The organism is Candidatus Pantoea communis, from assembly GCF_011752685.1.
Taxonomy (GTDB): Bacteria; Pseudomonadota; Gammaproteobacteria; order Enterobacterales; family Enterobacteriaceae; genus Pantoea; species Pantoea communis.
Window position 1 is genome coordinate 148,522 of record NZ_VWXC01000001.1, and the last position, 18,978, is coordinate 167,499.

Sequence of the window (18,978 nt, forward strand, 5' to 3'; positions counted from 1 at the left end):
GTCCTGATGGTCGCCCTTGCTACAGAAAGGCCTTACCTTGTATATCCGCGCTAATTGTTAGCAGCCTTACCATTCTGGCATCAGCTTTGCTTAATGATTCCTGTGTTCTTTTTCAGGAGTCGCGCTATGCAAGCATCCTCTACTCGCTACACTATTTTTTCACTGCTGTTTCTCATCGCGCTGATCAACTACGTCGACCGTGGCGCACTCTCGTTTGCTGCTAACGCTATCTCTCAGGAGTTTCACTTCACCAAAGTTCAACTGGGTGCGGTATTGGGCTATTTCGGTTTTGGCTACCTGTTCGGCTCACTGTGTGGCGGTTTTCTCGCTGATAGATTGGGCACCAAAAAAGTGTGGTTGATGGCGGGGATTCTTTGGTCCTTGCTGGAAATTGCCACCGCATGGGCCGGTGAAGTCGGCATGGCGCTGTTTGGTGGTTCAGCCATTATGGGGTTTGCAGCACTGCGCATCCTGTTTGGCTTCTCCGAAGGCCCGGCCTATGCGCTGATGAACAAAACCATCGCCCACTGGGCCCCGGATAATGAACGTGGTTTTGCATTGAGTATCGGCTTGCTCAGTACCCAGGTGGGTTCACTGCTGACCGCACCCATTGCCGTGGGCTTGCTGCTGTTAACCGACGACTGGCGCATGATGTTTATCCTGCTCGGTGCCTTCTCACTGCTGGCGATGTTGCTGTTTGCACGCAACTTTACCGACACACCGCTGCTGCACCCACGCGCCAATGCGGCCGAACGTCAGCTGATCATCAATGGACAAAAGCCTGAAAGCCAACATGAGGGTGCACTGCCGTGGTGGCGTTTCTTTACCAGTCGCACGCTGGTGTGCAACGCACTTGGCTATTTCAGTTTTCTCTATATCACCTTTACGCTGGTCACCTGGCTGCCTAAATATCTGCAAGATAACTTCCACTACGATCTACATTCGTTATGGTACGTGGCGATGATTCCGTGGAGCGGTGCCTGTTTCACTGTGTTGCTTGGCGGGCGTATAGCCGATCGTTTGCTGGCACGCTTTAACAACCTTCGTCTGGCAAGGAACGTCTTCGCAGCCGTCACGCTGTGCGCGACCGCCTGCTGTTTTATGGCGATTCCGTGGGTCAGTTCAGCGGCAGGGATCATCGCTCTGATGACGCTAGGTAACGCGCTCAATGCGCTGGTGAATAACGTGTATTGGTCGGTGGTGATTGATGTGACGCCAAAAGCTTCGGTAGGTGCTTACAGTGGCATGACGCTGGCGATAGCCAACCTTGCCTCCATCATCTCCCCGATGCTGTGCGGCTGGCTGGCGGAATATTACGGTTATAACGCCATGTTCACCGTTACCGCCTGCATTGCGTTTGGCAGCATGCTGGCGATGACGCTATTACAACCCGAGAAACGCCTGCAGGCTGATGCACCCACAGTGGCAGCACAGCAGGCGATGTAATTTTACACCGCGTGCCGCTGGCAGAACGCAGCAATGTCTGGCGATTGAAAATCCGCCAGATGCGTCATCAGCTTCTCCAGCGGCCAGTTCCACCACGCAATCGCCTGCAACTGCGCCGCGATTTCTGGCGTGAAGCGGCCACGAATGGGTTTCGCAGGGACGCCGCCCACAATGGTGTAAGGGGCCACATCTTTAGTCACAACCGCGCCAGCCGCCAATACTGCACCATCACCAACAGTCACGCCCGGCAGCACAATGACGCCATGACCAATCCACACATCATTACCGATGATCACGCGGTCCTCGCGGCGATCGGCAAAGAAGCCTGCGTCACGCTGCGCCTGCGGGTCATAATATTCCGGGCAGTAGGTAAAACGATGCTGGGACGCACGATCCATCGGATGATTTGGCGCACCAATACGCACCTGATTGGCAATCGCGGTAAAGCGACCAATCTGCGCATCAGCGACACAACAGTGCTCGCCGAGGTAAGAAAAATCGCCCAACTCGCTATATTCAAGATAACTTTCGGCGAGGATCTCACATTGCTGACCAATGTGGGTTTCGCGCATACGCACGCTAGGATCGATGACGGTGTGTTGCAGTTTAGCCGGTTGGACAGCGGCAAGGGCCATAGCAAGCTCCAATGTGGTCAGAGGTCTGGATAACGGGTTGTAATAGGTCAAGCGCGAAGCACAACACTAAAGCGGCAAGATGACAGAAATGCTATCGTAGCGGCTTCGTTTGAGGCCATTTAAGGAAAGGGAATGAGAACACCGTGGTCACTGTTAGCTCTATTGTGGTCTTCTGGCCAGGCGTCAGCGGCACTGCCCGCTGATATCAAAGCAGGTGATATCGTGCAGGTGCAGTTATCACAATTGCATCCCACGCAAGCCGCGATTGGTTATCGCCAGTTGGATTACAAACTGCACCGTTACCAGGCCGATCCCAAAAAGCTGTTCGATGATTTTTGTGAAAGCATGGGGCAGAAAGGCGTAGACAAGTTCAACAGCAAATCACGCATCTCCGATCCTGACAGCTTCACCTGTAAAGCCCCGGTGGGTGCACAGCCAGGACCGATGAAAACTGCCGTCATCGCTCCGGATAATGCGCTCTATCTCACTGATGGGCATCACACCTTCAGTAATTTCGCTGATGTTGGTGGTTTGAAAACGCTGGTACAGGTGCGCATCACCAATGATTTCCGCAGTCTGAAAACGATGAATGCGTTCTGGCAGCAAATGGAAGCCGCCCATCTGGTCTGGCTGGATACGCCTAAAGGCAAAATCACCCCGCATGATCTGCCGAAAGAGTTGGGCCGCAAACACATGCAGGATGATGAATATCGTTCGCTGGTCTATTTCGTGCGCGATATCGGCTTTGAGAAAGAGGACAATCCGCCGCCGTTCCTTGAATTCTATTGGGGTAAATGGCTTGAGACTGAACTGCCGCTGAAATCATTCGATCTGCACGATCGCAAAGGCTATGGCGCAGCGGTCACCGCCATTGCTGAAAAAATCACCGACGTACCTAAAGACACGGTGATTGCCCAGAGCGATGCCGGACCGCTCACCGCTGAAAAGTTGGGGGCGATGAAAAAGGTCAACGAGAAGAAACTCGATAAGATGATTTCTGCGGATGGCAAACTTGGCTGGGCGTTTAAACAATAACGCCACTGCCTCTGACTAAACCCAGAAAATTGTGCGCCGTTGCCGTCAATGCATGCTCATGCCAGGCCACCGCTAATCCGGTAGTCGGTACCGGCGCTTTTATCTGTTTAAAAACCACGCCTGATAAGCTGAATTGGCGCATCGATTCCGGCACCAGCGATACCCCTAACCCCGCTGCCACGACCGATAATATCGAAACGATATGCGGCGCGGGTTGCCCTTCTACCGGGGTGAAGCCCTGCTGGCGGCAGGCTTGCAGCACCGATTCACGCAAGCTGGTACCGCTCTCCTTCGGTGTCAAAATAAAGTGCTCGTCGCGCAACGACGGCAACGCAATTTTACCGCGTAAGCGCGCCTGCGGATGATTAAGCGGCAATGCAGCCACCAGCGGTTCCTGCAATAAGAGCTGAACCGTCACGTTATCCGGTATCGCGTTTTCCTGCCGTAGTAGCGCGATATCCAGTTGCTGATTGGCAAGCGCCTGAAGCAACACAATGGAGTTGGCCTCCATCACGTTCAGCATCACGTCGGGATAGGCCTGTCGGAAGGCGCGGATAAAACCCGGCACCAGCGGATTCATCCCCACGGTGCCCGTAAACCCTAAGCGCAACGAACCTGATTCACCTTGTGCCGCGCGGCGTGCAGCATCCACCGCCCCAGAAGCGATACCCGGCAGAGGCTGAACGGATTGCAAAAATGCACGTCCGGCCTCCGTCAGTTCCACGCCCTGTGCAGTGCGGTTGAACAACGCATAGCCAATCTCCGTTTCTAAATCTTTGATCTGCATACTAAGCGGCGGTTGACCGATGCCGAGCTTAGCCGCTGCGCGCGTAAAATTACGCTCGCTGGCAACAGCAAGGAAGTAGCGTATGTGGCGTAACTCCATCTGTTTTATAGATACCTTTATGCAGCGCTATATATTGGACAGATGATAGGCGGCGCGGTAGCGTTGTGCAATCTTCGTTACCCTGGAATCACCATGAGCCGCTCGTTAGAAAATGTCCTGCCTGTCTCATCCCCTGCAACGTCCAGCATCGCGCGTGGGAGCAGTGAGTATCGCCGCGCGGGTATTGCTTTTTTCATGCTCGGACTCGCCAGCTTTTCACTGATCTACTGTGTACAGCCACTGCTGCCTGCCTTTACCCATGCTTTTGGCATCACGCCCGCGCAAAGTTCACTGGCGCTTTCACTCACCACCGGCTTGCTGGCGGTGTCAATTTTGCTGGCAGGGGCATTTTCTCAGGCGGTCGGACGTCGTGGATTGATGTTCACGTCGATGGCACTGGCATCGGTCTGCAATTTCATCGCCGCCGTGCTACCCAATTGGCATCTGCTTCTGGTCGCTCGCGCGGTGGAAGGCGTGGTGCTGGGCGGTGTCCCCGCGGTGGCGATGGCCTGGCTGGCAGAGGAGATCGACAAAAAAGATCTCGGTAAAACCATGGGATTGTATGTCGGCGGCACGGCGTTTGGCGCGATGGTGGGCCGCGTTGGCATGGGGTTGCTGACTGAATTCACCTCATGGCGCATCGCTATGGGTGTGCTGGGCGTGCTCGGTTTGGCAGCAGCGATGGCGTTTGTGCTGCTTTTACCTGAATCGCGTCATTTCGAACGCAAACCCGGCCTCAATCTTCACTTCCACTTCAAAGCCTGGTTCAGTCATCTCGGCAATAAGGGGCTGATTCGCCTGTATGCCACCGGTTTCTTCCTCACCAGTGTATTTGTCACGCTGTTTAACTACGCCACCTTCCGCCTCTCTGACGCGCCGTTTAACTTTAGCCAGACACAGGTCAGCCTGATTTTCTGCGCCTATGCGATTGGTATTGTCTCTTCCTCACTGTCGGGCAGCCTGGCCGATCGGTTTGGTCGTAAGCCGTTGCTAATTGCCGGTTTTCTGTTGTTGCTGGCCGGTATTTTGCTGACGGTGCCGGATAACCTGTTGTGTCTGATTGGCGGCATTATCCTGATCACCAGCGGTTTCTTTGTGGCGCACGCTGCGGCGAGCGGTTCCGTCGGCCCGCTAGCCGGTAACAATCGCGGCCATGCTTCGTCGCTATATCTGTTGTTCTATTACATGGGTTCCAGCATTACGGGCTCGTTCGGCGGCTGGTTCTGGCTGCACGGTGGCTGGAATGCGGTAGTGGGCTTAACGGTGGTGATCGCGCTGGCAGGGTTGGCGTTAAGTGGATTGTCGCGGCAGGCGTAGCGTGTCAGGCGACTTATAATCGTCGCCTGACACGTTCAACTATGGACACGGCTAAGCCAGTTCGCAGTTTTTCACATCAGCAGAAGGGGCCAGAAGGTTGTTATCAAACTCACGCAAGGCTGCTGCATCACGGACACGCATCGGCCAGTCGGGATTGGCCAATGCACTTTTGCCCAACGCCACATAATCCGCCCCCTGCTCCAGCGCCTGAGAGGCGGCACGGCTGTTTGACAGCGAACCATTCGCCACAATAGTCAGGCTTGGTGCCGCCTCTCGCGCTATCTGTACCAGCGAAAGCGCATTGTCCGCAAAAGCGGGTTGCAGTGCGTCGTATTCGGTGAGATGCAGGTAATCAATACCCGACTCAGCCAATAACCGAAACACTTGTTTTGCGCCCGCTTCCCCTTCTTGCCACTTATGATGGAAATCATTCACTTTGCCTTGTGAAATACGCACACCTAAAGTGACATCGTGGCCTATACGCTGGCGTACCGCGCGGATCACCGCCAGGGTCAGTGACAGGCGGGCAGCGATATCACCGCCCCAGCGGTCATGACGCTGATTGGTGTAATCCGTAAAGAATTGATCGAGCAGATAGCCATTGGCGCCGTGAATTTCAATGCCATCAAATCCCGCTACGCCAATGGCGCGCGCAGCGGTCTCGGCAAAACTGTCAATCGCCTGCTGAATCTGATCTTCGCTCATTTCAACTGGCAACGCATAGTCGCCATGACCATGGTAAAAGCCCAGCTGTTCTCCACGCGGTTGCACGACGGAGGGAGCCAGGGTATCGCGTCGGTAAATATTGCCCTGGGATATCGCGCCGGCATGCATCAGCTGCGCAATGATCTTGCCACCATGCTGATGCACACCATCAGTAATGGCACGCCAGCCTGCGACCTGGCGGCTATTAACCAGCCCCGCTTGAAACGCATACGTCTGCGACCAGGCTTCGTCGATATACAGCCCTTCGGTGATGATGGTGCCAAAACCCCCCCGCGCGAAACGTTCGTAATAGTGCTTCATGCGATCGCCCGGTACGCCATCTACCGTGGCGGAGATGCGCGTCATGGGTGCCACCATGATGCGATTTTTCAGCGCGAGTCGATTTAATGTCCCGCTCTGAAATAAGTGTTTATCGGCCATTTGCTACATCGTGTTCCCTGATTATCGTCAGAGCGCATTATAGTGTGTCGCTTTCGCGGCAAAAATGACCGAAGATGATACGTCTGTATAACGGAAATCGTTACAATGAACTCCAAAGATATTGAGGTTTTCCTCATGGTGTCGCAAACGCGCAGCCTGACGCAGGCGGCACGGCGGCTGAATACTACGCCGATGACGGTGTCGCGTCGGCTGGCCTCGCTGGAGGACGATCTCGGCGTGCGGCTGATGCACCGCACGACTCGCGCCATCGCGCTCACCGTCGAGGGAGAAGAGTTTCTGCCCTATGCGAAATCGCTGGCGGAAACCGAACAGAGTGCACGCAATCTGTTTTCACCACACCAGCAAGGTGCGACTGGCCAGTTACGAATTACGGCGCCTTCTGGCTTTGGTCGTCGTACTATTATTCCGCTGTTGCCTGCCTTGATGGAGGCCAACCCGGAACTGCGCATTGAGTTTCAGCTGAGCGATGACGTCACCGACCTGGTAGGGTTGGGCTACGATGTCGCTATCCGCATTGCACCGCTGCGTGACTCCCGTTTAGTGGCTCACCGTCTGGCTAACAACCCGCGTATGCTGTGTGCTTCACCCGATTATCTTCAACGCTTCGGCACGCCTCAGACATTAAACGACTTACATCATCACAACTGCCTGCGACTCTCAGGCGTGGTGCAGTGGAGCTTCATCATTGATGGGCATATTTCGAGCTTAAGCGTGGAAGGCCGTTTCAGTGGCAGTAACGTGGAGGGGGTGCGCACTCTGTGCGTGGCGGGAAGCGGCATTGCTCAGTTATCTGAGTGGGACATCCGTGAAGAGCTCGCTTCAGGCGAGTTAATCGCCATTGAATTACAGGATGCTCAACCGCAGATGCTCGGTGTCTGGGCATTGTTCCCCACGACTCGCCAGTTGCCAGCACGGGTGACGGTATTTCTTCATGCTTTAAAACAAGCGATGGAAAAAACAGATAAGTTACCTGTCACGGCACCCCGTTTATAGGCTTAAATCGTTGACTCACTGATTCACTTCATGGAGGCCCCTTTTGAAACCAGAAATTCAAACCCTCGCATCAACGGAAATCTATCGCAACCGCTGGATGACGTTAAAGGAAGACAAAATTCAGCGTGCCGATGGCAGCGAAGGTCTCTATTCGGTGATCGAAAAAAACGATTTTGTCGTCATCCTTCCGGTGGAGCTGGACAGCATCTTTGTGGTGGAACAGTATCGTTATCCGATAAGTGAGCGCACCATTGAGTTGCCGCAAGGCAGCTGGGAGCTGGACCCTGGCGCTACACCGGAAGCACTGGCGGCGGGCGAACTGCAGGAAGAGACGGGATTGATTGCCGATCGTTGGCAGTACGTGGGCTATCAAAAACTGGCGCAGGGATACTCCGCGCAGGGTTATCACATCTATCTTGCCAGCGAATTACGCTATGAAGGGCAGAATCTGGATGCCGAGGAAGTCGGACTCACTGCACGCAAAATGAAAATCAGCGAGTTTCTGCAGCTAGTGCTGGAAGGTAAAGTGACCGATGCCACTTCGGTGACCGCGTTTTTACTGGCGCGGGCCAAAGGGTTGCTTGATTAAGCAGGGTAAGCACAGGGCCACATTGATGTCAGGTCGCTGCGCGTTTGAAGAGTGCGCATTGCTGCGCACTCCTCCCTGAACAATGACGCTTAGTGACTCGCTATCTCCGCCAGCACTGCTTGCGCATCTGCCGCAGCAACCGCGACACCATCAATGTAAAGCTGGCGCCGTTCTCCGGCTGGCAAAGCAATTTGCAGCGTTTTCCATGCTGGCTGATAATCGCCTTTGCGTGTGAAGCTCAGGTGGATTGCCTCGGCATCGCTGCGCATTTCCCAGCTTAACCACAGCGCATTACCCTGCTGATAACCCCAGGACTCACCGTCATCTTCAAATACCAGGCCTTTGCTCTCGCCTTTACCCTGTAATGGATAAAGTTGCAGCGTGCGACGGTCATCTGCTTGTGCATCAACATGACGCAGACGCTGGCTCAGTGGCAAGGCCGCACCGGCGCGAACCAGCATCGGCTGGGTTTCCAGTGGTGCTGGCAATGTAATCCACTGGCCGCCGCTGTACCACTGCTGGGTCGCAAAGTCATACCAGCCAGTTTGGTTATCTGGAAGCCACAGAGTGCGTTCACGCTGACCGGCTTCCACCACGCTGGCCACCAGCAAATCGCGACCCAGCATAAACTCATCGCACTCGGCGAAGGTCTGTTTATCCTGCTCATGGTCGAGGAAGGTTGGGCGCAGCATCGGTTCATCATCGGCATGCGCTTGCCACAAAAGGGTATACAGATACGGCAGCAGGCGATAGCGCAGTTCGACCGCAGCACGAATCGCAGGCGTGACCGACGGATACATCCACGGCTCATTCACCGTGTGATCGTCATTCCACGAGTGAATGGTGAAACGCGGGTGCATCACGCCGTTTTGCACCCAACGCACAAACAGTTCAGCGTCCGGCTTATCACCTGAGAAACCGCCGACATCGTGCCCGACGTTATACAGACCCGACAAGCTCATCCCCAGGCCCATGCGAATGTTGTAGCGCAGTGATGTCCAGTTAGTACGGTTATCACCGCTCCAGGTTTGCACATAGCGTTGCATGCCGGCGCAGCCAGAACGCGAGATCAGGAAAGGACGTTTCTCTGGCGCGAAACGCTGCTGCGCTTCCATCGACGCACGCATCATCAACAACGGCATCACCGGGCGAATATGCTTGATGGCGATGGGCGTACCAAAGCCGTGGCAACGCGCTTCGCCGTCCCACACTTCATATTCGTTGTTGTCATTCCAGGTCGAATCGATGCCCTTCGCCAGCAGCTGTTGGGTGACGTTCTCCTGCCACCATGCCACCGCCTGGGGATGGGTGAAGTCAAGGTGTGAACCTTCGTCGTCCCAGAACACTGAACGCTCTGGCGCTTCTTCTTCTGAATCGCGAATAAACAAGCCCTGCGCCGCGACTTCTTCGTAGCGCGGATGGTCCTGCAACAGGCAAGGTTTGATGTTGGCAGCCAGACGCAAACCGGCATCGTGGAACGCCTGGCTCATCACTTCCGGCTGTGGCACTTTGTCGTAGTTCCAGTTGAACACGTATCGCTTGTTATTGATCGAGGTGTAACCCGATGACAATTGGAAAGAGTCGCACGGAATATCATGCTGTTCGCACAGGCGAATGAAGTTCATCAGCTGGTTTTGTGCATCCGGTGCATCGGTGTAGTGCATGGTTGAGCCGCTGTAACCGAGGCTCCATTTTGGGCCAAACAGCGTTTTACCGGTCAGACGCACAAAGGATTTAGTGACATCCAGTACTTTGCTGCCAACAAACAGGTAATAATCAATATCCCCGCTTTCCGCCTGCCAGCGGCGATAAGGCTGATGGTAGTTATCCAACTCGTTGCCGAGATCAAACCAGCTGCTGCTGAGGTTATCGTAGTAAAGACCGAAACTCACATCGCTGCGGCGCGTAATGGTAAAGGGGACATGTTTGTACAGCGGATCGGTTGAAGAGGCGTTGTAACCCATCGCATCAAGGTTACGCATCTCATAACGTTTGCCATTGCGTTGAAGGTCACCGGTTTTCTCGCCAAGACCGTAATAGGCATCGTCATTCATACGACGCTGGTAGTGCGCCACGCCATCGCCGTGCGCGTTAATCAGGTAGGCACTGGTTGGGCGGTCGCAGGTCAGCAGTTGCCAGGCGCCAGCGCTATTACGATGTTGCCACTCCAGCGCCAGTGGCTGATGGACAATCACGCGCAGCACATCGGTGGAAACCACCAGCGTGTCGCCCTCTTCTTCCAGCGTGAACCCTGGCAGGGTAAAGCCCGCCAGGCTGTCACGTGGACGCCCTTCCCACGGCACATCGCTTTCTGGCGCTATGCTCCATGTGCGGTCCAGTGCATAGCCGCTCTGACGTTTAATCGAAACACGGAACATGCCGGATTCCAGCACGAATAGGTTCAGCTGGTACTTCCCATCGACGGTTAACGCAACATGGTGTTGATCAGAATGCGTGAGTGACCAATTCTTTAAGGTTTTCATTGTTACCTACTTTAATCAGGCGCGCTGGGCGCGACGTTCAGCAATAAATGCAATCAGGAAGACCGCGCCAATCAGGTCGAAGAAGCCCATGGCGACAAATAACGGGTTAAAGCCAATCTTGTCGGCGGTGACACCAATTACCAGCGAGAACAGGAAGCTGGAGATCCACGCGAAGGAACCGCGCATGCCGTTGACGGTGGCCATCTGGCCTTTATCAAACTTCTCCACCACCAGCGCGCTGAGCATGCAGGAGATGATCTGGTGACCGAAACCGCCAATCGAGATCAGTGCAATCGCCACGTAGGGATCTTTGGTCATCGCCACCAATGCGAGGGAAAGCATCAGGAAAGCGCCGGTGACCGAACTGGCAACCACGGAGTTGACCAGTCTAAAACCAAACAGGCGGGTATAGAGGCGCGTCAGATAGCCACTGGCGACGCTGCCGAGATCCGCCGCGAGGAATGGCATCCAGGCGAACATGGCGATCTGTTTGAGATCCATGCCGAGATCTTTCGCCAGGTAGAGCGGCACCCAAAAACTCAGCACGCCCCACGCCGGTTCGGCCATAAAGGCGGGAATGGCGATACCGTAAAAACGTTTATTCTTTGAGACACTTTTCAGGGCTTTAAAGAACGGTAATTTGACGGCAGGCGGTTCATTATCCTGACGAATAAATTCCAGTTCCGATGCAGACAGATTGGGATGAATTTCCGGATCGCGATACAGCAACCACCAGAGCACCACCCACGCCAGTGCCAGGCAACCCGTGAACAGGAAAGCGCCCTGCCAGCCGAAAGAAGCGTGCGCGAAGTAGATGATGGGCGGCGCCAGCATAGCGCCAATTGAGAAGCCCACGCCGGCCCAACCCGCTGCAACCGGACGCTCTTTTTTCGGGAACCATTCGCCTATCACTTTGGCGTTGGCTGGCGTGGCTGCGGCTTCCGCTCCGCCCATGACAAAACGCAGAATGGCAAGATGTACCCAGCTCGCCGCGCCGGCATGGAACAGACAGGCGACCGCCCAGACCGAGGCACAAATCAGGAAGCCGACTTTAAGGCCGATGACATCAATCAGCCAGCCGCAAATTGGTTGAAAGAAGGTGTACGCCAGCTGAAACGCACCGACGATCCATGAATATTGTTCAGTGGTGATGCCCAGGCTGGTTTTCAGCTCAGGTGCCAGAATGCCTAATGAGTTACGGGTGATGTAGTTTACGGTGACGCCCGCTAAGAACAACACCAATACCCACCAGCGCAAATTGCGGAAGGTGCGTTTGCTGCCAGCGGCAGCGATCCCTGGATTCAAACTGCGGTTCATCTGGTTCTCCAATCTTTATTAACATCATGAGCTTACAAATCCTGTGGTGAATGCGCGGGCCAGCGATAAACCGGAAATATCGCTGGCTGCCGCCCAGGAATTGCTGCTTGTTGTTGAGGAGCGACTTCAGTGAGTCATCTCTAACCATCCGCCAGGAGTGAACCACAGATGCGGAACCTGGTCGCCACTCAGATGCCGCATTTGTGATCTGGTTAACCAAAATGGCTTGCGAGGTTGACATCAGACGTTAAAGAGCCGAATTTTAGGCTCTGAGAGCGCAATCCACGCCATAAGCGGTGCGCTAACCGATAAATAGGTCAACCAATATAAGAATTGTCCTGGGTTTCATTTTCAGGACCTAAAAGAGGTAACAACATGAAGCAGACCTGGCGCTGGTATGGCCCAAATGATCCCGTTTCTCTTGCCGATGCACGACAGGCTGGCGCGACCGGCATCGTCACCGCCCTGCACCACATCCCTAACGGCGAAGTGTGGTCGGTGGACGAAATTATGCAGCGTAAAGCCATCGTGGAAGCCGCTGGGCTGGTGTGGTCAGTGGTGGAAAGCGTGCCGATTCACGAAGAGATCAAAACCGGCAGCGGTGAGTGTCAGAAGTGGATCCGTCATTACCAGCAGTCTCTGCGAAATCTGGCGCAGTGCGGTATTAAAACCGTCTGCTACAACTTCATGCCGATTCTCGACTGGACGCGCACAGACCTTGAATATCTGTTACCCGATGGCGCGAAAGCGCTGCGTTTCGATCAGGTCGAATTTGCCGTATTTGAGCTGCACATTTTGCAACGTCCCGGTGCGGAGAAGGATTACAGCGCCACGGAAATAGCGCAGGCAGCTGAGCGTTTCGCCAACATGAGCGAAGCACATAAAACCCGCCTGACGCGCAATATCATCGCTGGTTTACCGGGTGCAGAAGAGGGTTACACGCTGGACCAGTTCCGTGCTCAATTAGCCCGTTATGACGGCATCGGCAAAGCTGAGTTACGTGAAAACTTCGCCACCTTCCTGCGCGCCATTATTCCGGTAGCAGAAGAAGCCGGCATTCGTATGGCAGTGCATCCGGATGATCCCCCGCGTCCGATTCTGGGTTTACCGCGCATTGTCTCCTATGCAGAAGACATGCAGTGGATGATCGATACCGTACCCAGTCCGGCGAATGGCTTCACCATGTGCACCGGCTCTTACGGCGTGTTGGCAGATAACGATCTCGCCGGCATGGTGAAACGTTTTGGCCCACGCATTTACTTCGCACACCTGCGGTCAACCAAACGCGAAGAGAACCCGAACACCTTCCACGAGGCAGCGCATTTAGGCGGCGATGTTGACATGTTCGCCGTCATTAAGGCGATTGCTGAAGAAGAACATCGTCGTAAAGCGGCCGGTCAGGAGGATTTGATTCCGATGCGCCCGGATCATGGTCACCAGATGCTCGACGACTTGAGAAAGAAAACCAACCCCGGCTATTCGGCGATTGGTCGTCTGAAAGGGTTGGCGGAAATTCGCGGTGTGGAGCTGGCGATTCATCGCGCTTATTTCTGATGGCATTCGTTGCTGCCGGGTGCCATTGATGGCGCACCCGGCTAGATGGAGTTTACATGGAACCTAACCTCGCCAATGGCGAACTGAACGTGACCCGCCCCGCCTGGAACCATCAGCGGCTGGTGCCGCGTATTGTGCATATCGGCTGTGGCGCCTTTCATCGCGCGCATCAGGCGTTGTATCTGCATCACCTGCTTGAAATCAGTGACACTGACTGGGGCATCTGTGAGGTCAACCTGATGTCGGCGAACGGCAAACTGTTGGTCGAACAACTGCGCCAGCAAAATCTGCTCTACAGCGTGACGGAAAAAGGTGCCGGGCAGAACGACGTTCACCTCGTTGCGGCCATCAAAGAAGCCTTGCATCCTGCACTGGATGGACACGATGGCATTATCGAAGCGCTGGCTCGTCCGGAAACCGCTATCGCTTCATTGACGGTGACGGAAAAAGGCTATTGCACTCAGGGTGCCAACGGTGAATTGGATGCGGATAATGCACTTATTCAACACGATGTTGCGCACCCTGGCACGCCGAAATCCGCCATTGGTTTTATTGTCGAAGCATTACGTGTGCGTCGTGAGCGTGGTTTAGGGCCGTTTACTGTGCTCTCCTGCGACAACCTGCGTGATAACGGCCATGTCGCGCGCGCCGCTGTGGTAGGCCTGGCGCGGTTGCGCGATGCGGCACTGGCGCATTGGATTGATGAGAACGTTACCTTCCCCAGCAGCATGGTTGACTGCATCGTTCCCGCAGTGACCGACGAAACACATCATGAGATTCGCGACTTGCTGGGCGTTGCCGATCCCTGCGGCGTGGCCTGTGAGCCATTTCGCCAATGGGTGATCGAAGATAACTTTGTCAACGGCCGTCCTGACTGGGATCGCGTGGGCGCGCAGTTTGTGGCAGACGTTGCCCCTTTTGAAATGATGAAACTGCGCATGCTCAACGGCAGCCACTCATTTCTTGCCTACCTCGGGTATTTGGGTGGCTGTGAAACCATCGCTGACACCATGCAACTCCCGACCTATCGCCAGGCGGCATTGGCACTGATGATGCAAGAGCAGGCACCTACGCTGTCGATGCCTGAGGGTATCGACTTACAAGCCTATGCCAGCCAGTTGATCGAGCGTTTTAGCAACCCTTCCCTGCGCCACCGGACGCAGCAGATTGCGATGGATGGCAGTCAGAAGCTGCCACAGCGCTGGCTCGATTCCGTGTGCTATCACCTGAAGCACGGCAGTGACTATCGCCACTTGATGCTGGGAATTGCCGGCTGGATGCGTTACGTCGTCGGACAAAACGAACGAGGTGAAGCATTTAATGTGGTTGACCCATTAATTACCACGCTAAAAGACATCAACCAACACACGCCAGAAGGTGATGCGCGCGTTAGCGCCCTGCTTGCCGTGAGAACCATTTTTGGAGACGATTTGCCCACCAATCCGGGCTTCGTCAGCCATCTTCAACAGGTGTACGCGCAACTTTGCCAGCATGGTGCCCGCGCCGCCGTTGCATCCCTGAATCAGGAGCCGAAATGAAGCACTTTATGGATGACGATTTCCTGCTGCAAAGCGACGTTGCGCGTCGTTTGTACCATGACTATGCGGCTGACATGCCGATTTATGACTACCACTGCCACCTCAATCCGCAAGAGATCGCCGAGGATCGTCAGTTCGCCAACCTCGGACAAATTTGGCTGGAAGGTGACCATTACAAATGGCGCGCCTTGCGTGCTGCGGGCGTGGATGAATCGCTGATCACCGGTAAATCTACGAGCGATTACGATAAATACCTCGCGTGGGCCCACACCGTGCCCAAAACGCTGGGCAATCCGCTCTACCACTGGACGCACCTGGAGCTGCGTCGCCCGTTCGGCATCACCAATACGTTATTTGGGCCGGACACTGCCCAACGCGTGTGGGATGAGTGTGCTGAGAAGCTGGCGACGCCTGCGTTTTCTGCGCGCGGCATTATGCGTCAGATGAAGGTGCGCATGGTGGGTACCACAGATGATCCAATTGATTCCCTGCAATATCACCGCCAGATTGCCGAAGATAGCAGCATTGATATCGATGTTGCGCCGAGCTGGCGTCCGGACAAGGTGTTTAAGATTGAGCTGGATGGCTTTATTGACTATCTGGGTCGCCTGGAATCGGCAGCGGATGTGGCGATCACCAGCTTTGACGCACTGCGCACCGCCCTGCGTCGTCGTTTAGATCACTTCTCCGCCCACGGCTGCCGTGCATCAGATCACGGTATCGAAGTGCTGCGCTTTGCCCCGGTTCCGGATGATCGTGTATTGGATTCCATTCTGTCCAAACGCCGCAACGGCGATACGCTAAGCGAGCTGGAAATCGCGCAGTTTAGCAGCGCGGTGCTGGTGTGGCTCGGCGCTGAATACGCGAAACGTGATTGGGTGATGCAACTGCATATCGGCGCGATCCGCAACAACAGCACCCGGCTGTTCCGCCTGCTGGGTGCCGACAGCGGGTTTGACTCGATTGGCGATAACAACATCGCTTTGCCGCTCTCTCGCCTGCTTGATGCGATGGATATCAACGATCAACTGCCTAAAACCATTCTCTATTGCCTCAATCCACGCGACAACGAAGTGCTGGCGACGATGGCAGGTAACTTCCAGGGTGCGGGCATCGCCGGTAAAGTGCAGTTTGGTTCCGGCTGGTGGTTCAACGATCAGCGCGATGGCATGCTGCGCCAGTTGGAGCAACTGTCGCAAATCGGTTTGCTCAGCCAGTTTGTCGGGATGCTGACCGATTCACGCAGCTTCCTCTCTTACACACGTCACGAATACTTCCGCCGTATTCTGTGCAACCTGCTCGGTCAATGGGTGCAGGATGGCATTGTGCCGCACGATGAAGCCGTACTTGGCAGCATGCTGCAAGATATTTGCTTTAATAACGCACAGCGCTACTTTGCCCTCAATCCACGTTGAAAATTGCGCCCTGTGCTATAGTGCAGGGCGCAATTGATGGCAGCGTCAGTGGTCGTCAACTTTTTAATTAGCAGAAAAGAGCTCATGAAAACACAAGCATCAGCACAGCGCCCTTATCAGGAAGTGGGGGAAATGTTGCGTAACATGATTATGCAAAAGCAGTATTCCGTGGGCGAACGCTTGCCGCCTGAGCGTGAACTGGCTGCGCTGCTGGATGTTACGCGTACGCTGGTGCGTGAGGCTCTGATTATGCTGGAGCTGGAAGGTTTGATTGAGGTGCGCCGGGGTGCCGGGATCTACGTGGTAAACGACAGTCCTGCACCGCGCGCGACGACACAAGCCGCCTGTAACGATGCCGGCCCGTTTGAGATGCTGCAGGCGCGTCAATTGCTGGAGAGTAATATCGCGGAGTTTGCCGCGTTGCAGGCCACACGTGAAGACATCATCAAGATGCGTCAGGCACTGGAACTGGAAGAGAGAGAACTGGCATCCGGCGCCGTGAATGAGAGCGAGAACGGCGATCGTAACTTCCATCTGGCGATTGCCGAAGCGACCCATAACAGTATGTTGGTCGAGTTGTTCAAACAATCCTGGCAGTGGCGTGAAGACAATGTGATGTGGAGTCAGTTACATCGTCATCTGGTGAACACTCATTACCGTAAGCAGTGGCTCGACGATCACAAGAAGATCCTCGCCACATTGATCAAGAAAGATGCACGCGCCGCCAAGCAAGCCATGTGGCAGCATCTGGAAAATGTGAAACAGCGACTGCTGGAATTTTCAGATGTCGATGACATCGATTTTGATGGTTATCTGTTTGAATCCTGGCCGCTGGACAGTGCCAACGGCTAGAACAAGCCCTTGTTACCAAGGGCTTTCAGGCGATTACTGCGGTAATGAAGCTTTCAAACGCTGTGCTGCTACGGCCAGATTGGTTTCCGATACTGAGGCATACGAAATACGCAGCGTTGAAGTATCTGGATTATCACAGTAGAAAAACTCACCCGGGACATACACCACACCCTTGCTCAGCGTGGTTTTCAGCCATTCGGTAGTGTTGAAAGCTTCCCTGAACGTTGCCCACAGGAACATGCCACCCAGCGGGCGATAGAAGTGCAGCTTATCCCCCAACTCCGTCTCCAGCGCTGCACACAATGCATCGCACTTCTGCTTATAGGCCGCGCGGATCAAGCGAATCTGCTCCGGCAAGCGACCGGTTTCCAGATAATGACGCGTCAGGGATTGTGACAAGGCACTGGTGTGCAGATCCGTTGCCTGCTTCAGGTTCACCACTGATGACTTCAACCAGCCCGGCATGGTGATCCAGCCAACGCGTGCGCCCGGTGCCAGGATTTTGGAGAAGGTCGAGGTATAAATCACATTCTCGCTGGCCCCCATCGCTTGCGCATGGGATTTTAATGGGCGGAATGTCTGATTGGTGAAGTTGATCTCGCTGTAGGGATCGTCTTCAAAAATCAGGAAATCATACTGCTTCGCCAGCGCGACTAACTGCTGACGACGCGCATCAGATAAGGTGACGCCGCTTGGATTGCCAAAGGTCGGAACGATATACACGGCTTTGATTGGTGTCTGTTTGACTAGCTCTTCCAGCTCATCAACAATCATGCCTTCGCCGTCAGTGCCAACAGATTTGAACTGCGCTTCAGCCAACTGGAAAACCTGCAATGCGGCGAGATAAGTTGGACGCTCCACCACCACCACATCACCGGGGTTGATTAACGCGCGGGCGAGAATATCCAGTGACTGCTGGGAGCCAGAAGTGATCACCACGTCGTCTGGCGTGCAATCAATACCGCGGTCGGCTGAAATGCGGCAGATCGCTTCACGTAATAGCGGATCCCCTTCACTCAAGCCATATTGAAATGCGTTGTGACCATCTTGCGACAAGGCGCGATCCATGGCGATCTGCAGGCCTTCGGTATCAAACAGATCGGGATTCGGGATGCCACCACCCAGAGAAATCACCCCTTCCATTTTGCTGTGTTTCAATAAATCACGAATGGCAGATGAATGAATGCGTTGAACGCTTTTGGACAATTTTTGCGACGACATAAAACCTTTACCTGATTATTTTTTTCTAAGACTAAATTCATAACATAAGTTAGCTAAGCTGATAATCACATTTTCACTGTCTGGCAAAGAGAATTTAGTGCCGGAAGGTAACTACCGATATTGAGAAAAAATCACCTGTTGAAACTAACGAAAAAAGGCGGAGGGGTGAGCTCCGCCTTGCTTCAAGTTCCGGTCAATGTGCCTGACCGGTCAGTTGCAAAAGGGCAACGATGATTTGCAGGATCACCCGGACCAGGTCCAGGAGTAACCGAACAAGTTCCATCACTTTCCTTCTCCTCTGACAGGAGCGCGCTTTTCAGCCTTCGGAGCTTTGACTCCACCCGCCGATGGCCTGAGCACAGCTGTGAGGAGTGCTGAGCGCCACTCATTGTGGAAGCCACAGGCCAGCACCACCTGAAACCTGCCGGGATTTGACAATCCGCGCCCCTGGGAGTCATCAGAAAACAATGAGACTACGCTCGCCACTCAACACCTGTATAACCATACAGTACTTTTGCGAAACTTGAAAT

The 18,978-nt window shown here is 54.5% G+C and carries 15 protein-coding genes; 9 read left to right on the top strand and 6 right to left on the bottom strand.

Features of this window, described 5'->3' with window-relative positions:
• Positions 1 to 126 precede the first annotated feature (126 nt).
• Positions 127 to 1,446, top strand: coding sequence for an MFS transporter (locus tag F3J37_RS00645; protein ID WP_166931213.1), 1,320 nt, complete (start codon positions 127 to 129; stop codon positions 1,444 to 1,446).
• A gap of 2 nt (positions 1,447 to 1,448) precedes the next feature.
• Here the strand turns inward: F3J37_RS00645 and F3J37_RS00650 are convergent, their stop codons facing one another.
• Positions 1,449 to 2,081, bottom strand: coding sequence for a DapH/DapD/GlmU-related protein (locus F3J37_RS00650; protein WP_034827214.1), 633 nt, complete (start codon positions 2,079 to 2,081; stop codon positions 1,449 to 1,451).
• Positions 2,082 to 2,213: 132 nt separating this feature from the next.
• Here F3J37_RS00650 and F3J37_RS00655 point away from each other — a divergent pair, with 132 nt between their 5' ends.
• A complete protein-coding gene (locus F3J37_RS00655) occupies positions 2,214 to 3,116 on the top strand; it encodes a ParB/Srx family N-terminal domain-containing protein (protein WP_160867268.1) in 903 nt (300 codons plus the stop codon).
• Here the strand turns inward: F3J37_RS00655 and F3J37_RS00660 are convergent.
• On the bottom strand, positions 3,106 to 4,002 hold the full coding sequence (locus F3J37_RS00660) for a LysR family transcriptional regulator (RefSeq protein WP_034827218.1): 897 nt from the start codon (positions 4,000 to 4,002) through the stop codon (positions 3,106 to 3,108). The genes F3J37_RS00655 and F3J37_RS00660 overlap by 11 nt on opposite strands.
• 93 nt (positions 4,003 to 4,095) lie before the next feature.
• On the opposite strand from F3J37_RS00660, the gene F3J37_RS00665 reads away from it, so the two are divergent.
• Complete coding sequence (locus tag F3J37_RS00665) at positions 4,096 to 5,319, top strand: MFS transporter (protein WP_160867267.1); 1,224 nt, start codon at positions 4,096 to 4,098, stop codon at positions 5,317 to 5,319.
• Positions 5,320 to 5,370: 51 nt separating this feature from the next.
• On the opposite strand, the gene F3J37_RS00670 is transcribed toward F3J37_RS00665, so the two are convergent.
• Positions 5,371 to 6,465 carry an oxidoreductase gene (locus F3J37_RS00670; RefSeq protein ID WP_166931216.1) on the bottom strand — a complete coding sequence of 365 codons (1,095 nt, stop codon included), beginning with the start codon at positions 6,463 to 6,465 and terminating at the stop codon, positions 5,371 to 5,373.
• A 105-nt stretch (positions 6,466 to 6,570) separates the two neighbouring features.
• Between F3J37_RS00670 and F3J37_RS00675 the strand changes: the two genes are divergently transcribed.
• Both F3J37_RS00675 and F3J37_RS00680 read left to right on the top strand, forming a co-directional pair.
• Entirely contained in the window at positions 6,571 to 7,479 is a 909-nt protein-coding gene (locus F3J37_RS00675; RefSeq protein ID WP_034827224.1) for a LysR family transcriptional regulator, read from the top strand.
• 43 nt (positions 7,480 to 7,522) lie between these two features.
• Positions 7,523 to 8,068: an NUDIX domain-containing protein gene (locus F3J37_RS00680; protein ID WP_166931219.1), complete on the top strand. Its 546-nt coding sequence runs from the start codon at positions 7,523 to 7,525 to the stop codon at positions 8,066 to 8,068.
• An 89-nt stretch (positions 8,069 to 8,157) separates the two neighbouring features.
• Here the strand turns inward: F3J37_RS00680 and F3J37_RS00685 are convergent, their stop codons facing one another.
• Together F3J37_RS00685 and F3J37_RS00690 are read right to left on the bottom strand one after the other, a co-directional pair.
• Positions 8,158 to 10,551, bottom strand: a complete 2,394-nt coding sequence (locus F3J37_RS00685) for a glycoside hydrolase family 31 protein (RefSeq protein ID WP_166931222.1) — start codon at positions 10,549 to 10,551, stop codon at positions 8,158 to 8,160.
• 15 nt (positions 10,552 to 10,566) lie between these two features.
• Positions 10,567 to 11,868, bottom strand: a complete 1,302-nt coding sequence (locus F3J37_RS00690) for an MFS transporter (protein WP_034827231.1) — start codon at positions 11,866 to 11,868, stop codon at positions 10,567 to 10,569.
• Positions 11,869 to 12,243: 375 nt separating this feature from the next.
• On the opposite strand from F3J37_RS00690, the gene uxuA reads away from it, so the two are divergent.
• The 4 genes from uxuA (at position 12,244) to uxuR (ending at position 17,227) form a co-directional block, all read left to right on the top strand.
• Positions 12,244 to 13,422: a mannonate dehydratase gene (uxuA, locus tag F3J37_RS00695; RefSeq protein ID WP_166931225.1), complete on the top strand. Its 1,179-nt coding sequence runs from the start codon at positions 12,244 to 12,246 to the stop codon at positions 13,420 to 13,422.
• 56 nt (positions 13,423 to 13,478) lie between these two features.
• On the top strand, positions 13,479 to 14,960 hold the full coding sequence (locus F3J37_RS00700) for a fructuronate reductase (RefSeq protein WP_166931228.1): 1,482 nt from the start codon (positions 13,479 to 13,481) through the stop codon (positions 14,958 to 14,960).
• Positions 14,957 to 16,375 carry a glucuronate isomerase gene (gene uxaC, locus F3J37_RS00705; RefSeq protein ID WP_166931231.1) on the top strand — a complete coding sequence of 473 codons (1,419 nt, stop codon included), beginning with the start codon at positions 14,957 to 14,959 and terminating at the stop codon, positions 16,373 to 16,375. Before F3J37_RS00700 ends, uxaC begins: the two co-directional genes overlap by 4 nt.
• Positions 16,376 to 16,459: 84 nt before the next feature.
• Positions 16,460 to 17,227 (top strand): Uxu operon transcriptional regulator, encoded by a 768-nt coding sequence (gene uxuR / locus F3J37_RS00710; RefSeq protein WP_166931234.1) that lies wholly within the window; start codon positions 16,460 to 16,462, stop codon positions 17,225 to 17,227.
• A gap of 33 nt (positions 17,228 to 17,260) precedes the next feature.
• On the opposite strand, the gene F3J37_RS00715 is transcribed toward uxuR, so the two are convergent.
• Positions 17,261 to 18,448 carry an aminotransferase-like domain-containing protein gene (locus F3J37_RS00715; RefSeq protein ID WP_160867259.1) on the bottom strand — a complete coding sequence of 396 codons (1,188 nt, stop codon included), beginning with the start codon at positions 18,446 to 18,448 and terminating at the stop codon, positions 17,261 to 17,263.
• Positions 18,449 to 18,978: the final 530 nt, after the last annotated feature.

Excerpts from the sequence above, each read along its gene's own strand:
- F3J37_RS00685 (WP_166931222.1), bottom strand. The coding sequence starts at position 10,551 with ATGAAAACCTTAAAGAATTGGTCACTCACGCATTCTGATCAACACCAT.
- F3J37_RS00700 (WP_166931228.1), top strand. The coding sequence starts at position 13,479 with ATGGAACCTAACCTCGCCAATGGCGAACTGAACGTGACCCGCCCCGCC.
- uxaC (WP_166931231.1), top strand. The coding sequence starts at position 14,957 with ATGAAGCACTTTATGGATGACGATTTCCTGCTGCAAAGCGACGTTGCG.
- F3J37_RS00665 (WP_160867267.1), top strand. The coding sequence starts at position 4,096 with ATGAGCCGCTCGTTAGAAAATGTCCTGCCTGTCTCATCCCCTGCAACG.
- F3J37_RS00670 (WP_166931216.1), bottom strand. The coding sequence starts at position 6,465 with ATGGCCGATAAACACTTATTTCAGAGCGGGACATTAAATCGACTCGCG.
- uxuR (WP_166931234.1), top strand. The coding sequence starts at position 16,460 with ATGAAAACACAAGCATCAGCACAGCGCCCTTATCAGGAAGTGGGGGAA.
- F3J37_RS00655 (WP_160867268.1), top strand. The coding sequence starts at position 2,214 with ATGAGAACACCGTGGTCACTGTTAGCTCTATTGTGGTCTTCTGGCCAG.
- F3J37_RS00650 (WP_034827214.1), bottom strand. The coding sequence starts at position 2,081 with ATGGCCCTTGCCGCTGTCCAACCGGCTAAACTGCAACACACCGTCATC.
- F3J37_RS00675 (WP_034827224.1), top strand. The coding sequence starts at position 6,571 with ATGAACTCCAAAGATATTGAGGTTTTCCTCATGGTGTCGCAAACGCGC.
- F3J37_RS00690 (WP_034827231.1), bottom strand. The coding sequence starts at position 11,868 with ATGAACCGCAGTTTGAATCCAGGGATCGCTGCCGCTGGCAGCAAACGC.
- F3J37_RS00715 (WP_160867259.1), bottom strand. The coding sequence starts at position 18,448 with ATGTCGTCGCAAAAATTGTCCAAAAGCGTTCAACGCATTCATTCATCT.
- F3J37_RS00660 (WP_034827218.1), bottom strand. The coding sequence starts at position 4,002 with ATGGAGTTACGCCACATACGCTACTTCCTTGCTGTTGCCAGCGAGCGT.
- uxuA (WP_166931225.1), top strand. The coding sequence starts at position 12,244 with ATGAAGCAGACCTGGCGCTGGTATGGCCCAAATGATCCCGTTTCTCTT.
- F3J37_RS00645 (WP_166931213.1), top strand. The coding sequence starts at position 127 with ATGCAAGCATCCTCTACTCGCTACACTATTTTTTCACTGCTGTTTCTC.